At 56.8% G+C, this 15,182-nt stretch carries 19 protein-coding genes; 12 read left to right on the top strand and 7 right to left on the bottom strand.

Annotation, left to right across the window (positions count from 1 at the left end; translation table 11 throughout):
* The first annotated feature begins 5 nt into the window (after positions 1-5).
* Positions 6-1,001 carry an inositol 2-dehydrogenase gene (gene iolG, locus NAT21_RS12165; protein ID WP_250938800.1) on the top strand — a complete coding sequence of 332 codons (996 nt, stop codon included), beginning with the start codon at positions 6-8 and terminating at the stop codon, positions 999-1,001.
* 71 nt (positions 1,002-1,072) lie between these two features.
* A complete protein-coding gene (iolB, locus tag NAT21_RS12160) occupies positions 1,073-1,876 on the top strand; it encodes a 5-deoxy-glucuronate isomerase (protein ID WP_250938799.1) in 804 nt (267 codons plus the stop codon).
* A 224-nt stretch (positions 1,877-2,100) separates the two neighbouring features.
* Here the strand turns inward: iolB and NAT21_RS12155 are convergent, their stop codons facing one another.
* Positions 2,101-2,751 (bottom strand): pesticin C-terminus-like muramidase, encoded by a 651-nt coding sequence (locus NAT21_RS12155; RefSeq protein WP_250938798.1) that lies wholly within the window; start codon positions 2,749-2,751, stop codon positions 2,101-2,103.
* Positions 2,752-2,852: 101 nt separating this feature from the next.
* Complete coding sequence (locus tag NAT21_RS12150) at positions 2,853-3,917, bottom strand: oxidoreductase (protein ID WP_250938797.1); 1,065 nt, start codon at positions 3,915-3,917, stop codon at positions 2,853-2,855.
* A 140-nt stretch (positions 3,918-4,057) separates the two neighbouring features.
* On the opposite strand from NAT21_RS12150, the gene NAT21_RS12145 reads away from it, so the two are divergent.
* Entirely contained in the window at positions 4,058-5,002 is a 945-nt protein-coding gene (locus tag NAT21_RS12145) for a tetratricopeptide repeat protein (protein WP_250938796.1), read from the top strand.
* A 46-nt stretch (positions 5,003-5,048) separates the two neighbouring features.
* On the opposite strand, the gene NAT21_RS12140 is transcribed toward NAT21_RS12145, so the two are convergent.
* Positions 5,049-6,215 (bottom strand): MalY/PatB family protein, encoded by a 1,167-nt coding sequence (locus tag NAT21_RS12140; RefSeq protein ID WP_250938793.1) that lies wholly within the window; start codon positions 6,213-6,215, stop codon positions 5,049-5,051.
* A gap of 38 nt (positions 6,216-6,253) precedes the next feature.
* Between NAT21_RS12140 and NAT21_RS12135 the strand changes: the two genes are divergently transcribed.
* Positions 6,254-6,688 (top strand): hypothetical protein, encoded by a 435-nt coding sequence (locus tag NAT21_RS12135; protein WP_250938792.1) that lies wholly within the window; start codon positions 6,254-6,256, stop codon positions 6,686-6,688.
* Positions 6,689-6,692: 4 nt separating this feature from the next.
* On the opposite strand, the gene NAT21_RS12130 is transcribed toward NAT21_RS12135, so the two are convergent.
* Positions 6,693-7,046 (bottom strand): hypothetical protein, encoded by a 354-nt coding sequence (locus NAT21_RS12130; RefSeq protein ID WP_250938791.1) that lies wholly within the window; start codon positions 7,044-7,046, stop codon positions 6,693-6,695.
* A gap of 99 nt (positions 7,047-7,145) precedes the next feature.
* Here NAT21_RS12130 and ybaK point away from each other — a divergent pair, with 99 nt between their 5' ends.
* The 5 genes from ybaK (at position 7,146) to NAT21_RS12105 (ending at position 10,129) form a co-directional block, all read left to right on the top strand.
* Complete coding sequence (gene ybaK / locus NAT21_RS12125; protein WP_250938790.1) at positions 7,146-7,619, top strand: Cys-tRNA(Pro) deacylase; 474 nt, start codon at positions 7,146-7,148, stop codon at positions 7,617-7,619.
* Between the two features lie 51 nt (positions 7,620-7,670).
* The gene (locus tag NAT21_RS12120) at positions 7,671-7,985 is read left to right on the top strand and encodes a hypothetical protein (protein WP_250938789.1); all 315 of its coding nucleotides are present in this window, start codon (positions 7,671-7,673) and stop codon (positions 7,983-7,985) included.
* Complete coding sequence (locus tag NAT21_RS12115) at positions 7,982-8,503, top strand: DUF501 domain-containing protein (protein ID WP_250938788.1); 522 nt, start codon at positions 7,982-7,984, stop codon at positions 8,501-8,503. The genes NAT21_RS12120 and NAT21_RS12115 overlap by 4 nt, the downstream gene beginning before the upstream one ends.
* Positions 8,504-8,566: 63 nt before the next feature.
* Positions 8,567-9,118 (top strand): LOG family protein, encoded by a 552-nt coding sequence (locus tag NAT21_RS12110; RefSeq protein WP_250938787.1) that lies wholly within the window; start codon positions 8,567-8,569, stop codon positions 9,116-9,118.
* 39 nt (positions 9,119-9,157) lie between these two features.
* Positions 9,158-10,129, top strand: coding sequence for an NAD(P)H-quinone oxidoreductase (locus NAT21_RS12105; RefSeq protein ID WP_250938786.1), 972 nt, complete (start codon positions 9,158-9,160; stop codon positions 10,127-10,129).
* Here NAT21_RS12105 and NAT21_RS12100 read toward each other — a convergent pair.
* Together NAT21_RS12100 and NAT21_RS12095 are read right to left on the bottom strand one after the other, a co-directional pair.
* Positions 10,126-10,614, bottom strand: coding sequence for a 3'-5' exonuclease (locus tag NAT21_RS12100; protein WP_250939153.1), 489 nt, complete (start codon positions 10,612-10,614; stop codon positions 10,126-10,128). The two genes, NAT21_RS12105 and NAT21_RS12100, sit on opposite strands and share 4 nt — an antisense overlap.
* Before the next feature lie 92 nt (positions 10,615-10,706).
* Positions 10,707-11,231, bottom strand: a complete 525-nt coding sequence (locus tag NAT21_RS12095) for an SEL1-like repeat protein (protein WP_250938783.1) — start codon at positions 11,229-11,231, stop codon at positions 10,707-10,709.
* A 265-nt stretch (positions 11,232-11,496) separates the two neighbouring features.
* On the opposite strand from NAT21_RS12095, the gene NAT21_RS12090 reads away from it, so the two are divergent.
* The 3 genes from NAT21_RS12090 to NAT21_RS12080 all read left to right on the top strand — a co-directional run bounded on the left by NAT21_RS12090 (position 11,497) and on the right by NAT21_RS12080 (position 14,331).
* Positions 11,497-12,534: an NADP(H)-dependent aldo-keto reductase gene (locus tag NAT21_RS12090; protein WP_250938781.1), complete on the top strand. Its 1,038-nt coding sequence runs from the start codon at positions 11,497-11,499 to the stop codon at positions 12,532-12,534.
* A gap of 145 nt (positions 12,535-12,679) precedes the next feature.
* The gene (gene yaaA / locus NAT21_RS12085) at positions 12,680-13,453 is read left to right on the top strand and encodes a peroxide stress protein YaaA (protein WP_250938779.1); all 774 of its coding nucleotides are present in this window, start codon (positions 12,680-12,682) and stop codon (positions 13,451-13,453) included.
* Positions 13,454-13,515: 62 nt separating this feature from the next.
* Positions 13,516-14,331 carry a Tim44 domain-containing protein gene (locus tag NAT21_RS12080; protein ID WP_250938777.1) on the top strand — a complete coding sequence of 272 codons (816 nt, stop codon included), beginning with the start codon at positions 13,516-13,518 and terminating at the stop codon, positions 14,329-14,331.
* A 140-nt stretch (positions 14,332-14,471) separates the two neighbouring features.
* Here the strand turns inward: NAT21_RS12080 and NAT21_RS12075 are convergent, their stop codons facing one another.
* On the bottom strand, positions 14,472-14,678 hold the full coding sequence (locus tag NAT21_RS12075) for a hypothetical protein (RefSeq protein ID WP_250938775.1): 207 nt from the start codon (positions 14,676-14,678) through the stop codon (positions 14,472-14,474).
* Between the last annotated feature and the right edge of the window lie 504 nt (positions 14,679-15,182).

The raw sequence follows: 15,182 nt of genomic DNA, 5'->3' as shown, positions 1-15,182 counted from the left end.
AGCTTATGAAACTTGCACTCATCGGCGCTGGACGTATTGGAAAGGTGCACGCACAGGCCATTCACTCTCATCCCGATGTCACACTGGCGGCCGTGGCCGATCACCATCAACCTGCCGCACAGGCGCTGGCTGAGCAGTACGGCAGCAGAGCGGTCAGCGTTGATGACATTTTCGCCGACAGCCGCATTGATGCCGTGTTGATCGCCTCCAGTACGCCCACTCATGCGGAATATCTGGAACGCGCCGCTCGTGCAGGAAAAGCGGTGCTGTGCGAAAAGCCCATCGCTCTGGATCTGGAACGAACGCGTGATGCGCTACAGGTGCTCGATGACAATCCGGTAGTCTGCGCACTGGGCTTCAACCGGCGGCATGACCCTCAGCTTGCAGCACTCAAGCAGGCCATTGCCCAGGGACGCATCGGGTCTCTGGAAACCCTGACAATCATCAGCCGGGACCCGCTGCCGCCACCGGCAGAGTATGTTGTCGAGTCCGGTGGCCTGTTCAAGGACATGATGATTCATGACCTGGACATGGCCCGCTGGCTACTGGATGAACCCATCAAAAGCGTCTTTGCCGTGGGCAGCAGTATCATCGATCCAGCCATTGGTGAAGCAGGCGATGTGGATACCGCCATGGTCACCCTCACCACCGCCAGTGGAAAGCTTTGCCAGATCAGTAACTCACGACGTGCCTGTTATGGCTACGATCAGCGCATCGAGGCGTTTGGCAGTCTCGGCATGCTGCAGGCGCAGAACGAAAGCGATACCCGGTTGCGCTTTACGGGCGAAGCCGGACAAGTAGAAGAAAAGCCCAGGTGGTTTTTCCTCGAGCGTTATGCTGAAGCCTATCGTCTGGAAATCAGTGACTTCGTAGCAGCCTGGAAAGAAGGGCGGCCTCCCCTGGCAGGTGCCCGGGACGGGCTTGAAGCATTGCAACTGGCCGAGGCAGCTGAGCGCTCGCTTCGCGAAGGTCGGAATATCCTGATGGATACATTGGTGTAAAGGGCCGGACACGCTTTCATTCACGTCATTCGGCTTAAGGAGCTGCTGCCGAATCGTCAGGAGGAGTACAAATGACTTCGTTACTGATACATCCCACCCCCCCGGATGCCCAGGGCACTGTAATTGACGTGACCCCCGCCTCCGCCGGCTGGACCCATATTGGCTTTCGAGTACACCGGCTCGCCAGGGGCCAGCGTCTGGAGGCAGGCAGCGGTGATCAGGAAGTCTGCCTGGTGCTGATTACCGGCCGTGCAAACGTTGCCTGTGGGGAGCATCGCTTTGACGACATTGGCAAACGCATGGATGTCTTCGAACAGATCCCCCCCTACGCGGTGTACCTGCCAAATGGCGTTGACTATTCGGTGGAAGCAACCACTGAACTTGAGCTGGCAGTGTGTGCAGCCCCGGGATATGGCAATCATGTGCCACGCCTGATCGCACCGGAACACATCAGGCAGAGCACCCGTGGGCAAGGCACGAATACTCGGCATGTGCATGACATTCTACCGGAGACGGAGGCCGCCGATAGCCTACTGGTGGTCGAGGTATTCACCCCGGCTGGTAACTGGTCGAGCTATCCGCCCCACAAGCATGATGCAGATAATCTGCCCCATGAGTCTCAGCTGGAAGAGACCTACTATCACCGTATCAACCCATCTCAGGGGTTTGCCTTTCAACGTGTCTATACCGATGACCGATCACTTGATGAAACCATGGCAGTGGAAGACGGCTGCTGTGTACTGGTGCCAGGGGGCTATCACCCCGTAGGCGCTGCCCACGGCTACTCACTTTACTATCTGAATGTCATGGCAGGGCCAAAGCGGGTATGGAAATTTCATAACGACCCTGATCATGAGTGGTTAATAAAGACGTAACACGGCAACGGTTATATATACCCGATCATTCTGATACCAGGTGGTCTGAATGCCTGAAAGAGCCAGTGTCATTTCATGAACGGCCTGTTTTGCAGCCGCGAATACAGAGCCATCCGTTCATGTCCCCCGGCTCACGATCCATCATTGAAAAAGCCGATTCACAGGGTGAATCGGCTTTTTAACGCCTTGTATTTTTATCCCTGCGTTATCACACGTCGACGATATCAGGGATCATTTGCCGCAGGCTGCAATGACACCACCTCCGAGCGACCGAACATATGATGCTTCAGATAAGAAGCCTCCCGGTGACGACGAGTGGCGTAGTTGTCGCCGAAATCCACCAGCTCGGTAATCATGCCCATCCAATTCTGCAAGACAGCATATGACCAGAACCGCGGAGCGCGTGCTGCCAGGTTCGGCCCGTACTGGATGGCTACGCTGGTCATTACCGTAGCCGCCGCTGAAGGCAACGAAGCCCAGCCATTTTCCGGCGACGTTGATTGATGGGCATCATAGTGATGGGCCAGCGTTTCAATGATGCGCCCGTACACTGCATGATCAAGCTGGTGTACTTCCTTTTCCGATAGTTGCAGCGGGCAAGCCTCCAGCGCCTCAACCGCCTTTTGTCGCTTGAGGCCGACATACGGCGCCAGCTTTTCGATCAAGCCCCGGGGCAGTGACAGCCCTGCCAGCTGGGCCATATCCATCTGACCAATATCGATACCGTGCCCTACGGTAACACCGCTTTGACTGCTGTCCGGCATGGGAACACATGCCTGTGTAGCATCACCACCCTGCTCCAGTTCAAAGATGAAATCAAAGTCGATGGCAGCAGTAGCAATCTGTGCCGGGGTACGAGTCGGTGCTTCAGCCATTGTCTTTCTCCCTGGTGGTACGCGGTACATATCCACCATAAGGGAGGCCACGCGTCAGTGCGCGTGGCAGGCAGTGTCAGTCTTAAGGCTTACACTAGTAATCATATAGTGCTATCGAAGCAAACCTCACGACGCTGTTCGGCACTTTGCTTGCCAAGCTCAAGAAGGCGCATGGTATCCAGGGCGCTGCTCAGGCTGACCGGGGCGTCGCCATTATGCTGCAGGGCATGCCTGACCCCCTCATAAAAGGCCGGATAATTGCCGTGTAGCGATGGCCATGTTTCCCGCACCAGATGTCCGTTGGCATGGCGTGTTATCGTGCCGGGCACCGGGTCGGCTCCCCAGCCCTCGAACCCAGGTCGAGCACCGCTTCGGAGCGCCGCCTCCTGAGGATCCATTCCGTAAATGGTATAACTGCCTGTCGTACCATGCAGACTGAATCGGGGCGCCGGCTCGCAGGCTACGACTCCTCCGTGCAACAGCACCCTGAAGCCGTTATACCGAAGAACAACATGGAAATAGTCCGTTGCCTGGCCACCTTCCCGTAAAATTCCCAGATCGGCGTAGATCCCTTCAGGGCGACCAAACAACTGCAATGCCTGATCTCCCAGATGTGCCCCCAGATCCATCCAGTTGCCGCTGCCCGGGCCGGGCTGCTCCTTCCATTGGCCGTGGTCCACTTCCGGACGAAACTTGTTGAAGCAGGATTCAAACTGTTTCAGTTCACCCAGCGTGCCCTCTTCCAGCAAGGCACGAATCGTCAGAAAGTCGGCATCCCAGCGCCGATTGTGAAACACCGCCAGCATCAGGCTACTGCCCTCGGCCTTTCGTGCCAGCAGGGTGGCTTCGTCAAGGCTCAGCGCAAAGGGCTTGTCCACTACCACATGCTTGCCATGCTCCAGTGCCTTCATGGCGATCTCTGCATGGGTATCGTTGGGCGTGGCAACTACTACCAGATCAATATCATCGTCATTCAGCGCATCCTGCAGCGAGCAGGCATGTGCCTCAGGATATTCGGCATGAACGAGCTCAGTCTGTCGGGTAACAACCCTGGAGAGCTCCAGACCCGGCGTCGTGCTGATCAAGGGCGCATGAAAGGCCTTCCCGGCCAGGCCAAAACCGATCAGTGCTACGCGGGAAACGCCGTGGGAGGGTGCTTCGGACATGATATCTTTTCCTTGAGTGCTTGAGACTTCCCCATGTCAGCTCAATATATCCACTGACATGGCGGTTGAATTTATGGCCAACTGACAGCATTACTTCAGATAACATACCTATCCAGATCACACCGAGCCAGGAAAGAGCGATGCAAATAGTTGACCCAAGAACCGGCGCCCCGATGGAAAGCCCGTCATCCGCATCTTCCGGTCAAAAAGCCGGCGATACCGCCGCCATTGATGATGCGCACCTCATCGTGGATGTCGACATGAGCAACTTCCAGCAGGTCGTGCTCGAAGGATCCATGCAGACACCTGTTCTGCTCGATTGCGGCAGCCATAATTCGGAGGCAAGCGCCCAGCTGGCACCCGTGCTTGAGAAACTGGCCCGTGAGTATGCCGGCGCGTTTGTTCTCGCCCGGCTAGATGCCGAGCAGAATCCACAGATTGCCGCCCAGCTTGGCGTACGCTCGGTGCCTGACGTCAAACTGATCAGCCAGGGCCAGCTGTATGATCAGTTCCAGGGCGCCCTGCCGGAGCATCAGATTCGTGAGTGGCTGGGGAAATACCTTCAGCCGCCGGAAACCGCCGGGCCAAGCACCCATGAGCAGGCTGTAGAAGCCGTCGCGACCGGTGATACCGCCACGGCAAAGGCACTTTATGAACAGCTCATCAGTGAATCACCGGAACATCATGCATATCGCATCGATTATGCCGGCGTCCTGACCAGCGAGGGCCAGTTCGATCAGGCCCTGGAAATTCTGGATGCACTGCCACCTCAGGACCGGGACAGCACACCAGGTCGCGGCGTTCGTGCTCGCATCGATTTCGCCCGGCAGGCCCCTGCCGCTGATGAAGTCAATGCGCTCGGCGAGCGGAATGACAGTGAAGCACAGCTTGTCAGAGCCCGTTTTGCACTTGGTCAGGGACGCTATGAAGAAGCACTTGAAGGGTTGCTGTCATTGATGAAAAGCGATCGCAGTTATGGTGATGACGCTGCCCGCAAGACACTTCTGGAAGTGTTTGATGCCCTCGGCAAGGACCACGAACTCACGACGCTTTACCGCCGCCGCATGTTTACTCTGCTGTACTAAAGCAGCACGATGACGGGCCCGGCAAAACGCCGGGCCTCGCGTTTATTTATCCGGCCAGCACGCGGTCCATTCGTTCAAGTGCAGCTTCAAGCGTGGCTTGATCCGTGCCGAAGTTAAGTCGTACAAAGCCAGGCCATCCGAAATCTGCCCCATCCGACAAGGCGACACGACAAGCCTCGAGCAGAGCCTGTTGAGGTGCCTGATCAAACCCGGCCTTCCGGCAATCAAGCCAGGCCAGATATGTGGCCTTCGGCGCGCACCAGCTCACTCCAGGCCAGCGTGCGACATAATGCTCGATCAGTTCCACATTACCTCGCAGCAGCGTCAGTAATGCCTGACGCCACGACTCACCATCCCGATACGCTGCCAGCGCAGCAGTCTGCCCCATGATGTTGTCGGATGGCGTCAACCCCAGACACGCCTTCCGAAACCGACGTCGCAGTGCAGGGTCACTGATCACGGCACAGGCGCTGGTCAGTCCAGCGACATTGAAGGTCTTGGAGGGAGCCCATAACGTAATGGTTCGAGAAGCCAGCCGCGGCTCGGCGCTGATCAGCGGCGTATGGGTGCGGGCATCATCCAGCAGCAGGTCACAGTGCAGCTCATCCGAGCAGATCCAGAGGTCATGACGCTCAGCCAGGTCGGCCAGCGCACTCAGCTCCTGACGAGAAAACACATGCCCGGTCGGGTTATGAGGATGGCACAGCAGCAGCATGCGGGTGCGAGGAGTAATCGCCGCCTCCAGCGTCTCCAGATCAAGCTGCCAGTAAGGATGCCCTTCTTCGGGGGGCTTCATGGGGGCAGCCTGGGTATGACGACCGATGTTTTCCGCCACATGCAGAAACGGTGGATAAATGGGCGTCAGCGTCACGATATCGTCGCCCTGCTCTGTCAGACACAGACCGGCAATGTGGAGCGCCGGCACAACGCCAGGCAGCCACAGCTGCCAATCGGGCTCGATCCTGAAGCCATAGTGCGCCTCGCTCCACTCACAAAGTGCCGTCTTGAGAGCCTCCGAGGGAGAAGTATATCCGAACACCCCATGCCGGGTGCGCGCTTCAAGTGCATCAATCACCGGGGCCGGGGATTTGAAATCCATATCGGCCACCCACAGGGGAAGGACGTCATCGTCATAGCGGCCCCACTTGCTGGATCCCATCTCGCGCCTGTTGGAGGGCGGCGTAAAATCAAAGGCATCGTGCGCGCTTGTCATGGTATAAAGCCCTTCTCCTCAACTTCGGGTAATTACGTATGACCGTAGAACAGGACCCCGGGTTCTATCGACTTGCCATGCAGGGCCTTTCCCATCTGGTCGGTCACTGGCTGCTGATTGGTGATGCGGATGCCGACCGGCTGGCCGTCATCCTTGCTGATACTGCACGCCTTACAAAGCTTGGCCAACCCACCGACAACCCGAGCGGCCACCAGCTGACGTCCTGGGCTCAGGGTGAACAGCCGCCAATGTGGGTAGCTCGTGCCTCGCTTTTTCTACTGGTGCAGATGCCGCGGCGCCCTGCCCCGCAGACTCCCGAAGAGGCGGCGGCCTGGGCCTATGTCTGGCTTCGCCTGCGTGACCATGAAAGCAGGGACGCGGCACTGAAGGCCTTGCCTTCTCATGTTCAGGAGAGCCTGAAGGACACCATGGACCGTGCCTGGCTTGACCTTCATTCACAGCGATTGATTTAATCAGTCAATCCTGACGCGGACGACGCGACCTGGGCTGAAATCCTGCCGGCTTGTCGGCCAGCCAATCGACAAAGGCACGAATATCCGGGTGGCTCAGCAATGCCTCGCGACTGGCGTGATGCTCTCCCAGAGCCTGTTCGCTCAGAACCACATGAATATGGCGATGACAGGGGCGACACAGCCATAGAATAGCACTCAGCATTTGCTCCCGACTGTAACGCTTTCGAAATCGCTTGCGCCCATGAACCGTTCGCGGAATCAGATGGTGTCGAGTCAGTGCAGCCACCGGCCGGTCGCACAGCTCGCACCGCGCTGGCCTGTCCTGCTTCCCGGGAGGTAATGAGAACTCAGGTGGCATGCGCCCTCCATGATCGTTACCTTGCATGAATCACTTTGCAGTGCACTATAGATCATCACCCCCTGTGACTGCTGCCCCTGACAAGGAGCCGATACCTGCATGACGCCTGCCATTCGCCTGCTGAAACAGCAGGGCATCCCGTTTGAGACTCTCCGCTTCGAACACGCAGAGGGAGCACACTCCTTTGGCGATGAGGCCGCCCAGGCACTGGATTATCCGGCTGCCCAGATATTCAAGACACTGATGGTCACTCTGGATCAAAGAAAACTGGTAGTGGCGATTGTTCCTGTAGCCGGCACACTGGATCTCAAGGCATTGGCCAGGGCTGCCGGAGCCCGCAAGGCTGCCATGGCAGAGCGCGTATCAGCCGAACAGGCCACCGGCTATATCATCGGGGGTATCAGCCCGCTCGGACAGAAAAAATCGCACCCCACATTCATTGATGCAAGCGCACGGCAATGGGATGCCATACTGGTCAGTGGTGGCCGAAGAGGGCTCGATATCTCACTGGCTCCCGAAGATCTTGCGCGGCTTGTCAAAGCACAGTTTGTAGCTATCGCACGGATAGACTGACAGGCCGCCTGTATCCGCTATCATGATAGAATGCACCCGAAGGAGCATGACATGGCGCCAGGGCAGTACGATCTTTGGCTGTATCCGCAGGATATCGACCGACACCGACGTATCGAGGCCGACCTTCAGGGCTATTTCATGGAGCGGTTTGCCGATTTTCCGCACATCCGCCTGCCTGTGGCACAAAGCCTCGATCAGGAAGTACCGTTCAATCGGCTGTACGATTCGCTGATCCATCGGGCACGCAGCTGGTGCCGGGAACACCGCGATTATTCGCCCAGCCCCATGCAGCTCAATCAGGCCTTTTTCAGAGCCGTCTCACGCTCTCCCAAGTTCATCATAGAAGACGACACGTCCCATTCATGATCATTCAGACAGATCACGCGCCCGATGCGCGCCAGCTCGACATCATTGCCCATCAACTCGGCCGTGCCCCCCATGGCATACAGGCCGTCAGTGCCGAAGATCACAAGGGCACGCCGCTGGTTCTTCGCATGCACTCCCTGATCGATGACAAGCCCTTCCCCACACTCTACTGGCTCTGCAGTGACCGGCTCAAGGTGACGCTATCCCACCTGGAGGCTGCCGGGGTCATCAAGCAACTGGAAGATGCCCTGCGTGATGACCCGGATTTCATGGCCCGTTACCGGGAAAGCCATGAAGATTATGTCCGACAACGCTGGGCCTTCATGCCAGAATCGCAGCGTGATGAAGTACGTCGCCGGGGATTTGAAGACATTCTGACGCATCGGGGAGTAGGCGGTATCGCCAACTGGACGCAGGTACGCTGCCTTCACACGCAGTATGCGCATCACCTCTGCGGTCATAATGTTATTGGTCAGTGGGTCGATGAACATTATCCGGACGTTGCGGCGTCCGTTTAACCTCAGCAGCCAGCCGCAGGTTATCGAACTCTTCAACGCTCACTATTCGACAAGGGGCACACCATGATCAGTATCTGCGTATATCTGGGTTCTCGCGATGGCCAGGATGCTCGATGGGCGGCACTGGCCGAACGTACCGGCAGACTCATTGCAGAGCAGGGATGCCGGCTGGTTTACGGTGGAGGCAGGGCCGGTTTGATGGGGCGCTGCGCCGATGCAGCGCTGGAAGCCGGTGGTGAAGTCATCGGAGTAATCCCTGAACATCTTGTGTCCCGCGAGGTCGCTCATACCGGGCTGACCCGGCTTGACCGGGTCGCCAATATGCATGAGCGCAAGGCCCGCATGGCCGATCTGGCTGACGGCTTCATGACCCTGCCTGGCGGCATCGGTACGCTTGAAGAGCTGTTCGAAACCTGGACCTGGCGCTACCTTCAACTGCACGGAAAACCCCTGGGGCTGGTCAACGACAATGACTTTTTTACGCCCCTGCTGGACTTTATCAACAATGCAACGCAGGCAGGCTTTCTGGACGCGACGACCAACAGGATGTTGCTCGCCGAGCCCACGCCGGAGGCATTGCTGGATAAACTACTGACCGCACACCATCATCACTGACAGTGTCGGACAACGCACCCCATGGAAGAGGAGCGTCTCATGTACGCCATCCATATCGAAGATGATCATACCCTCAGCTGGCGCAAGGGCGCCAAAATTGCCGAACCAGGCGAGTTTGAAGTTCGCATCAATGTCGCCTGGGCGGGAATGAACCGGGCAGACAGCCTTCAGCGTCAGGGAAACTACCCCCCACCGCCCGGCGCATCGGAAACGCCCGGACTTGAGGTCAGTGGCACCATTGCCGCCATCGGCTCCGGAGTTACCCGCGCCAAGATCGGGGACCGTGTCTGTGCACTGCTGACCGGCGGCGGTTACGCCGAGCAGGTAATAACACATGAGCTTCAGGTATTGCCGCTGCCTGAGGCATTCACCCTCAAGGACGCCGCTGCGCTTCCCGAAGTCTTTGCCACGGCGTGGCTCAATCTATTCATGGAAGCCGGGCTGCAACAGGGTGAGCGCGTGGTATTGCATGCTGGAGCCAGTAGCGTAGGCACAACGGCCATCCAGCTCTGCAAGGCGTTCGGCAATCCCGTATTTGTCACGGCAGGCAGTGATGACAAGATCGAACGATGCCGTGCTCTTGGCGCCGATGATGGCTTCAATCGTCACAACGGCAGCTTCGTTGATGCCGTCAACGCCTGGGGCGGTGCGGATGTCATTCTTGACCCCGTAGGTGGTGACTACCTGCCCCAGAATCAGAAGGTACTGAAGACCGACGGGCGTCTGGTCATGATCGGCGTCATGGGGGGCATGGAAGAGACCCTCAACCTGGGCACCATGCTGATGAAGCGCCAGCGCATTATCGGCTCTGCCCTGCGCTCTCGCTCTCCCGAGCAGAAAGGCAACATCATGCGTGAGCTGTACGAGCAGGTCTGGCCACTGCTTGGTTCGGGGAAGATAGCGCCCGTGATTGATGGCAGCTGGCCGGTCGAACAGGCCAATGAGGCCATGGACTACATGGAAGGTAATAGCGGCATGGGCAAGTTGTTGCTGGAAATAGCGGACACTTAATCGGTCTGGCTGGACCGCAGATACGTTAATTGAAGCAGGCGAGCATCCTCACCGGCGCGATGCCGACGGATGCTCGCATCACACAATACCTCTTCCTTGACGTCAGACCATCGATTGAGCTGAGCTTCATCAAGGAGCCGCCGCAGGCTCTCAAGCCTGAACCCCGGCAGCATCCCGGCATGGTGAAACATCAGTGACAGCCAGGTATTGTCAAAGCCCCAGCTGTCACTATAGGCAATTTGTACATCCTTCAGCTCATCATTAAGCCAGCGGGCGACATCACGCACGGGGTACCCCTCTCGAGCCAGACGTGCCCGGGAGATGCCATGCAGTAATTCTGCCTTGGGATCCCAGTGCACCCATTCTTCGCAGGGCTGAATCAACAGGGCACAGGTAGTACCGTCAGCACGGGCAAGGCCAACTTCGATAGGGTAGCTTCCTCGACCGAACCCGGAAGCTTCAACGTCCAGAATGACAGGCAGCATCTCGTGGTTACCCACCCTTTTCAGAAAGCACAAGGGACACGTTGTGTCCCTTGTATCAAGCCTGGCAGCTTAGTTCCCTGACGGCGAATGAACTAATGTATCGATACTGCCATGGCAGGCGCATTACGTGCCGCAAATGCTGGCACGTCAGAGGTCGTTACAACCCTGCTCTCCCAGTAATCGGCACGAGCCGGATCAATCTGAAGGCCCAGCTCACCACATGTATATGCACGAGCCAGGCGAACAGCCGCTTCCTCGTGACCGGCTTCTGCTGCTCGCGCAAACCAGGTCACGGCACGCGAATCACGCTGCGCATACTGCGCGCAACCGAATTCGAAGATCCGGGCAGCATGATACTGTGCCTCGATGTCACCGGCCTCGGCCGCCATGATCACGAAACGAGCGCCACGCGCCTTTTCCTGAGAAGAGGCTCCACAACGAAACAGCAACAGCCCGTACATGGACTGGGCATTTACATGACCGGCATCGGCACAGCGCTTGAAAAGACGCATGCTCAAACGATGCCAGCGAAGGGTATTCTTGCTTTTACAGGTATAAAGTAAACGTTCAGCCAACCGATATTCCAGTCGCGTAACGAGTGAAGCAGCCTGCAACATGGCGACTCACCTTTGAAACGATAATCAAAGTATTCAACGTCCCTTGTCATCACTGACGCAGGGCGTCCATCAAACCGATTTCACAATACGCGCAAACAGCACCTCTCTGTGCCGTGCCACCGTATCATCACGCTTACTGGCCGCCTGTCGACGGGCAGGGCCGGCAATATACGCCTGGAACCCCTGCGACTCAACCCTCCATTGCTGCTTTTTAGCGACCTGTCTACCATGAAGGCTCACTTCCCAGCACCGGAACGGTTTTCTCATGGAAAGACGCCCCCTTGGCAATAGCGGTATTGATGTCAGTGTTCTGTCTCTGGGCACCATGACCTTTGGTGAACAGAACTCGGAATCCCAGGCGCACGAGCAGCTCGACAGGGCACTGGATGCCGGCATCAATTTCATCGACACGGCAGAAATGTACCCTGTCCCTCCCCGGGCAGAAACCCAGGGCCGGACAGAAGAGTTCATAGGTAGCTGGCTCAGGCAGCGCGGTAGACGGGACGACATTATCCTTGCCAGCAAGGTCGCCGGTGCCGGCCGCGACATGACTCATCTACGAGGCGGTCCGAAACTGTCACGTCAACACATCCACGAGGCGGTGGATGCCAGCCTGACACGCCTTGGCACGGACTACCTGGACCTTTACCAGCTTCACTGGCCGGACAGACAATCCAATTATTTTGGCAAGCTCGGGTATGTGCCCGTCGATGACAGTGATGCCACTCCGATCGAGGAAACACTGAGCGCCCTGAAGGAATTGGTTGATGCCGGCAAGGTCCGTACGGTAGGGCTGTCCAACGAAACAGCCTGGGGTGCCATGACATTTCTGCACCTGGCCGACAAGCTGAATCTGCCGCGGATGGTCAGCATTCAAAATCCTTACAACCTGCTGAATCGCAGCTATGAAATCGGTCTGGCGGAGGTCAGCCACCGCGAAAACGTAGGGCTACTGGCTTACTCGCCACTCGCCTTTGGCGTACTGTCAGGCAAGTACCTGGGCGGCGTAAAACCCGAAGGCGCCCGCTTGAGCCTGTTTGAACGCTTTCAGCGCTATACCTCTCCACTGGCAGAAGAGGCAACCTGGGCTTACGTGGACATTGCACGTCGGTTCAGTCTGGATCCGGCGCAAATGGCTCTGGCCTTTGTCAACTCACGCCCCTTCGTGACCAGCAACATTATCGGCGCGACCACGATGGCGCAGCTTGACAGCAACATCGGAAGTGCCTCACTGACGCTGGGCGATGAGGTCATCGAAGCACTTGAAGGTGTTCATCACCGCCTGCCCAACCCCAGCCCCTAAGCATGAGCATGAGCATGAGCATGACGAGGTAGGCCAATAAGGCCTGCCTCAGGCCCGTATAGCTTAAAGCAATCTGTAGCTCACCTCTGTATATCGGCCAGGTGATATACTATGAACCTAACACCGGAACACAGAGGTGCTACCCATGCTGAGCGTGATTTCGCCGGCTAAAACGCTCGACTTTGAGACGCCACCATCCACCCGGCTGCATAGTCAGCCCGACTTTCTGTCCCACAGTCGGGAACTGATCGATGTATTGAGGACTTATTCACCTCATCAATTGGCAGACCTGATGAAGCTCAGTGACAAGCTGGCCGGCCTGAATACAGCCCGTAATGCCGAATGGCATACGCCTTTCACTCCCGAAAATGCGAAGCCGGCAGTGCTGGCCTTTCAGGGAGACGTTTATCAGGGGCTGGAAGCAGAGCGCTGGCAGGAACAGGACAATGAGTGGGCCCAACAGCATTTGCGCATTCTATCGGGCCTGTACGGCGTTTTAAGGCCATTTGATCTGATCCAGCCATACCGGCTTGAGATGGGCACAAGACTGGCCAACAGCCGCGGCCAGGACCTCTATAGCTATTGGCGCAATGACATTACCACTGCCCTGCAGAACGCCGTAGAAGAAAGTGGCTCAGCCACCCTTGTAAACCTGGCCTCGAATGAGTATTTCAAGGCGGTGGACAAAAAGGCATTCGGACCAGAGATCATTACCCCTGTGTTCAAGGATGCCAAAAATGGCCAATACAAAATCATCAGCTTTTACGCCAAGAAGGCACGTGGCCTGATGAGCAACTGGATGATACGCCAGCGTCTTGATGACCCTGAAGCGCTCAAATCCTTCAATGAGGATGGCTACAGCTTCAATCAGGCCATGAGCGATAAAGAACAGTGGGTCTTTACCCGAGAAGCCCCCTGAAAAAAGCGGGCCCCCGACCACCACAACCACACCTTCATATTGACCAACCTGGGAGTTCTTTCATGAGGCACCTTCTTATCACCTTCATGGTGGCCCTGATGACGTTTGGCGTCGCGGTAGATCATGCCGAAGCCAAGCGGATGGGCGGCGGAAAGAGCTTTGGCTCCTATTCGCGCTCATCACAATCTGCAACCTCAACCAACCGCGCCACCACACCACCTCGTCAGGCCACTGCACCAAACAGCCGGCTTTCACGCTTTGCAGGCCCGTTTGCCGGCATGCTGGCAGGCGGCCTTCTGGCATCAATGTTCTTCGGTGGCGCTTTTGACGGCATCCGGATGACAGACATGCTGCTGATCGCGCTGGTAGCATTCATCGCCTTCAAGTTCCTGCGCCGCAGGCGACCGGCCATGGCCGGTCATGGCCAGCAGGAACAACCGTGGCAAAGCCGTCAGGCCCAGCCCGAAGCCCCTGTTGCCGGAAGTGGTGGCACAGCATCACGCTCAGGTACTCCTGCATGGTTTAACAAAGAGCAGTTCCTGCAGGGCGCCAAGGAGCACTTCAATGCTCTGCAGCGCGCATGGGACAAGAATGATCTACCGGAAATTCAGGAATATGTAACGCCTGAACTCTACAACATGCTTCGCAAGGAACGTGCCGAGCAGCCTGTTAACAACGAAACCGAAGTGGTCAAGCTGTTTGTCGAGCTGGGCAGCATCAACGAGTTTGATCAGCAGGCTGAAGCGACTGTACTGTTCCACGGGATTATCCGTGAAGAAGGCAAGGAAAGTGAGTTCAATGAAACATGGCACCTGACGCGCCAAATCAAGGATGGGGCGCCCTGGTACATTCAGGGTATTGAGCAGAACGCGACCTGAGCACTGCTTCGATACAGAAAAGGCCAGCGGAAGCTGGCCTTTTTCATGTCTACTGTTTGCGAAAGCCATTTCTCCATGGCACTCACTAAAAGAAAAGGGTCGGCATATTGCCGACCCTTTTTCTGCCAAAGCGCGACCAATCAGTGATCGGTGGCTTCTTCAGCCTTGTCACCCAGCTCTTCAGCCTGATCCTGCATTGCGTCGCCAGCATCAGATGCTTTTTCCTGCGTATGCTCAGCGGCGTTATCAATCTTTTCACCGGCCTGCTCTGCCGGACCTTCTTTTTCACAGCCTGCCATTACCGTGGCAACCATCATCACACATACAAAACTCAGCAGCTTTTTCATAGCATTTTCCTTGCGTAAATATGGATGCGTCCTTGCTCATTATCGAGCGCGTGCCTTGTGCACACTACCACTAACGCTACATAACGAAAACAAAAAAAACCTCAGTACAAAGTACCGAGGTTCCCATCAATACGTTTGAAGCCATGATGAGCCTCACACGTTGGGCATTATTTCAACACGGATGGATCTAGCCGACCATAGCGCTTTAGCCGCACGACCAAGGTCTAGCTACAGGGGATAAATACCAAGGCTAACGGGGCTCTTTATTCAACCTTCATCAATCCAGAGCCCGCTGCACTGCCTCTGTGCCTTGTCCAAACAAAGCCCTTGCCCTGCACAGCTTTTTTCACACAGCCGGGCGGCCGACGCCGCTGTTTTTTTAGCCATAAAAAAAAGCCCCTGGTCATGTGACCGGGGGCTTTGGTATAGATGCCTGACGATGACCTACTCTCGCATGGAGAAGCTCCACACTACCATCGGCGCTAAGCTGTTTCACTTCCGAGT

Source organism: Larsenimonas rhizosphaerae (genome assembly GCF_023700005.1).
GTDB classification, from domain to species: domain Bacteria; phylum Pseudomonadota; class Gammaproteobacteria; order Pseudomonadales; family Halomonadaceae; genus Larsenimonas; species Larsenimonas rhizosphaerae.
This window is presented reverse-complemented; position numbering and strand designations above follow the sequence as displayed.

Excerpts from the sequence above, each read along its gene's own strand:
- NAT21_RS12090 (WP_250938781.1), top strand. The coding sequence starts at position 11,497 with ATGGAAAGACGCCCCCTTGGCAATAGCGGTATTGATGTCAGTGTTCTG.
- NAT21_RS12115 (WP_250938788.1), top strand. The coding sequence starts at position 7,982 with ATGATCATTCAGACAGATCACGCGCCCGATGCGCGCCAGCTCGACATC.
- NAT21_RS12075 (WP_250938775.1), bottom strand. The coding sequence starts at position 14,678 with ATGAAAAAGCTGCTGAGTTTTGTATGTGTGATGATGGTTGCCACGGTA.
- NAT21_RS12130 (WP_250938791.1), bottom strand. The coding sequence starts at position 7,046 with ATGCCACCTGAGTTCTCATTACCTCCCGGGAAGCAGGACAGGCCAGCG.
- ybaK (WP_250938790.1), top strand. The coding sequence starts at position 7,146 with ATGACGCCTGCCATTCGCCTGCTGAAACAGCAGGGCATCCCGTTTGAG.
- NAT21_RS12120 (WP_250938789.1), top strand. The coding sequence starts at position 7,671 with ATGGCGCCAGGGCAGTACGATCTTTGGCTGTATCCGCAGGATATCGAC.
- NAT21_RS12100 (WP_250939153.1), bottom strand. The coding sequence starts at position 10,614 with ATGCTGCCTGTCATTCTGGACGTTGAAGCTTCCGGGTTCGGTCGAGGA.
- NAT21_RS12155 (WP_250938798.1), bottom strand. The coding sequence starts at position 2,751 with ATGGCTGAAGCACCGACTCGTACCCCGGCACAGATTGCTACTGCTGCC.
- NAT21_RS12110 (WP_250938787.1), top strand. The coding sequence starts at position 8,567 with ATGATCAGTATCTGCGTATATCTGGGTTCTCGCGATGGCCAGGATGCT.
- iolB (WP_250938799.1), top strand. The coding sequence starts at position 1,073 with ATGACTTCGTTACTGATACATCCCACCCCCCCGGATGCCCAGGGCACT.
- NAT21_RS12080 (WP_250938777.1), top strand. The coding sequence starts at position 13,516 with ATGAGGCACCTTCTTATCACCTTCATGGTGGCCCTGATGACGTTTGGC.
- NAT21_RS12145 (WP_250938796.1), top strand. The coding sequence starts at position 4,058 with ATGCAAATAGTTGACCCAAGAACCGGCGCCCCGATGGAAAGCCCGTCA.
- yaaA (WP_250938779.1), top strand. The coding sequence starts at position 12,680 with ATGCTGAGCGTGATTTCGCCGGCTAAAACGCTCGACTTTGAGACGCCA.
- NAT21_RS12150 (WP_250938797.1), bottom strand. The coding sequence starts at position 3,917 with ATGTCCGAAGCACCCTCCCACGGCGTTTCCCGCGTAGCACTGATCGGT.
- iolG (WP_250938800.1), top strand. The coding sequence starts at position 6 with ATGAAACTTGCACTCATCGGCGCTGGACGTATTGGAAAGGTGCACGCA.
- NAT21_RS12140 (WP_250938793.1), bottom strand. The coding sequence starts at position 6,215 with ATGACAAGCGCGCACGATGCCTTTGATTTTACGCCGCCCTCCAACAGG.
- NAT21_RS12095 (WP_250938783.1), bottom strand. The coding sequence starts at position 11,231 with ATGTTGCAGGCTGCTTCACTCGTTACGCGACTGGAATATCGGTTGGCT.
- NAT21_RS12105 (WP_250938786.1), top strand. The coding sequence starts at position 9,158 with ATGTACGCCATCCATATCGAAGATGATCATACCCTCAGCTGGCGCAAG.
- NAT21_RS12135 (WP_250938792.1), top strand. The coding sequence starts at position 6,254 with ATGACCGTAGAACAGGACCCCGGGTTCTATCGACTTGCCATGCAGGGC.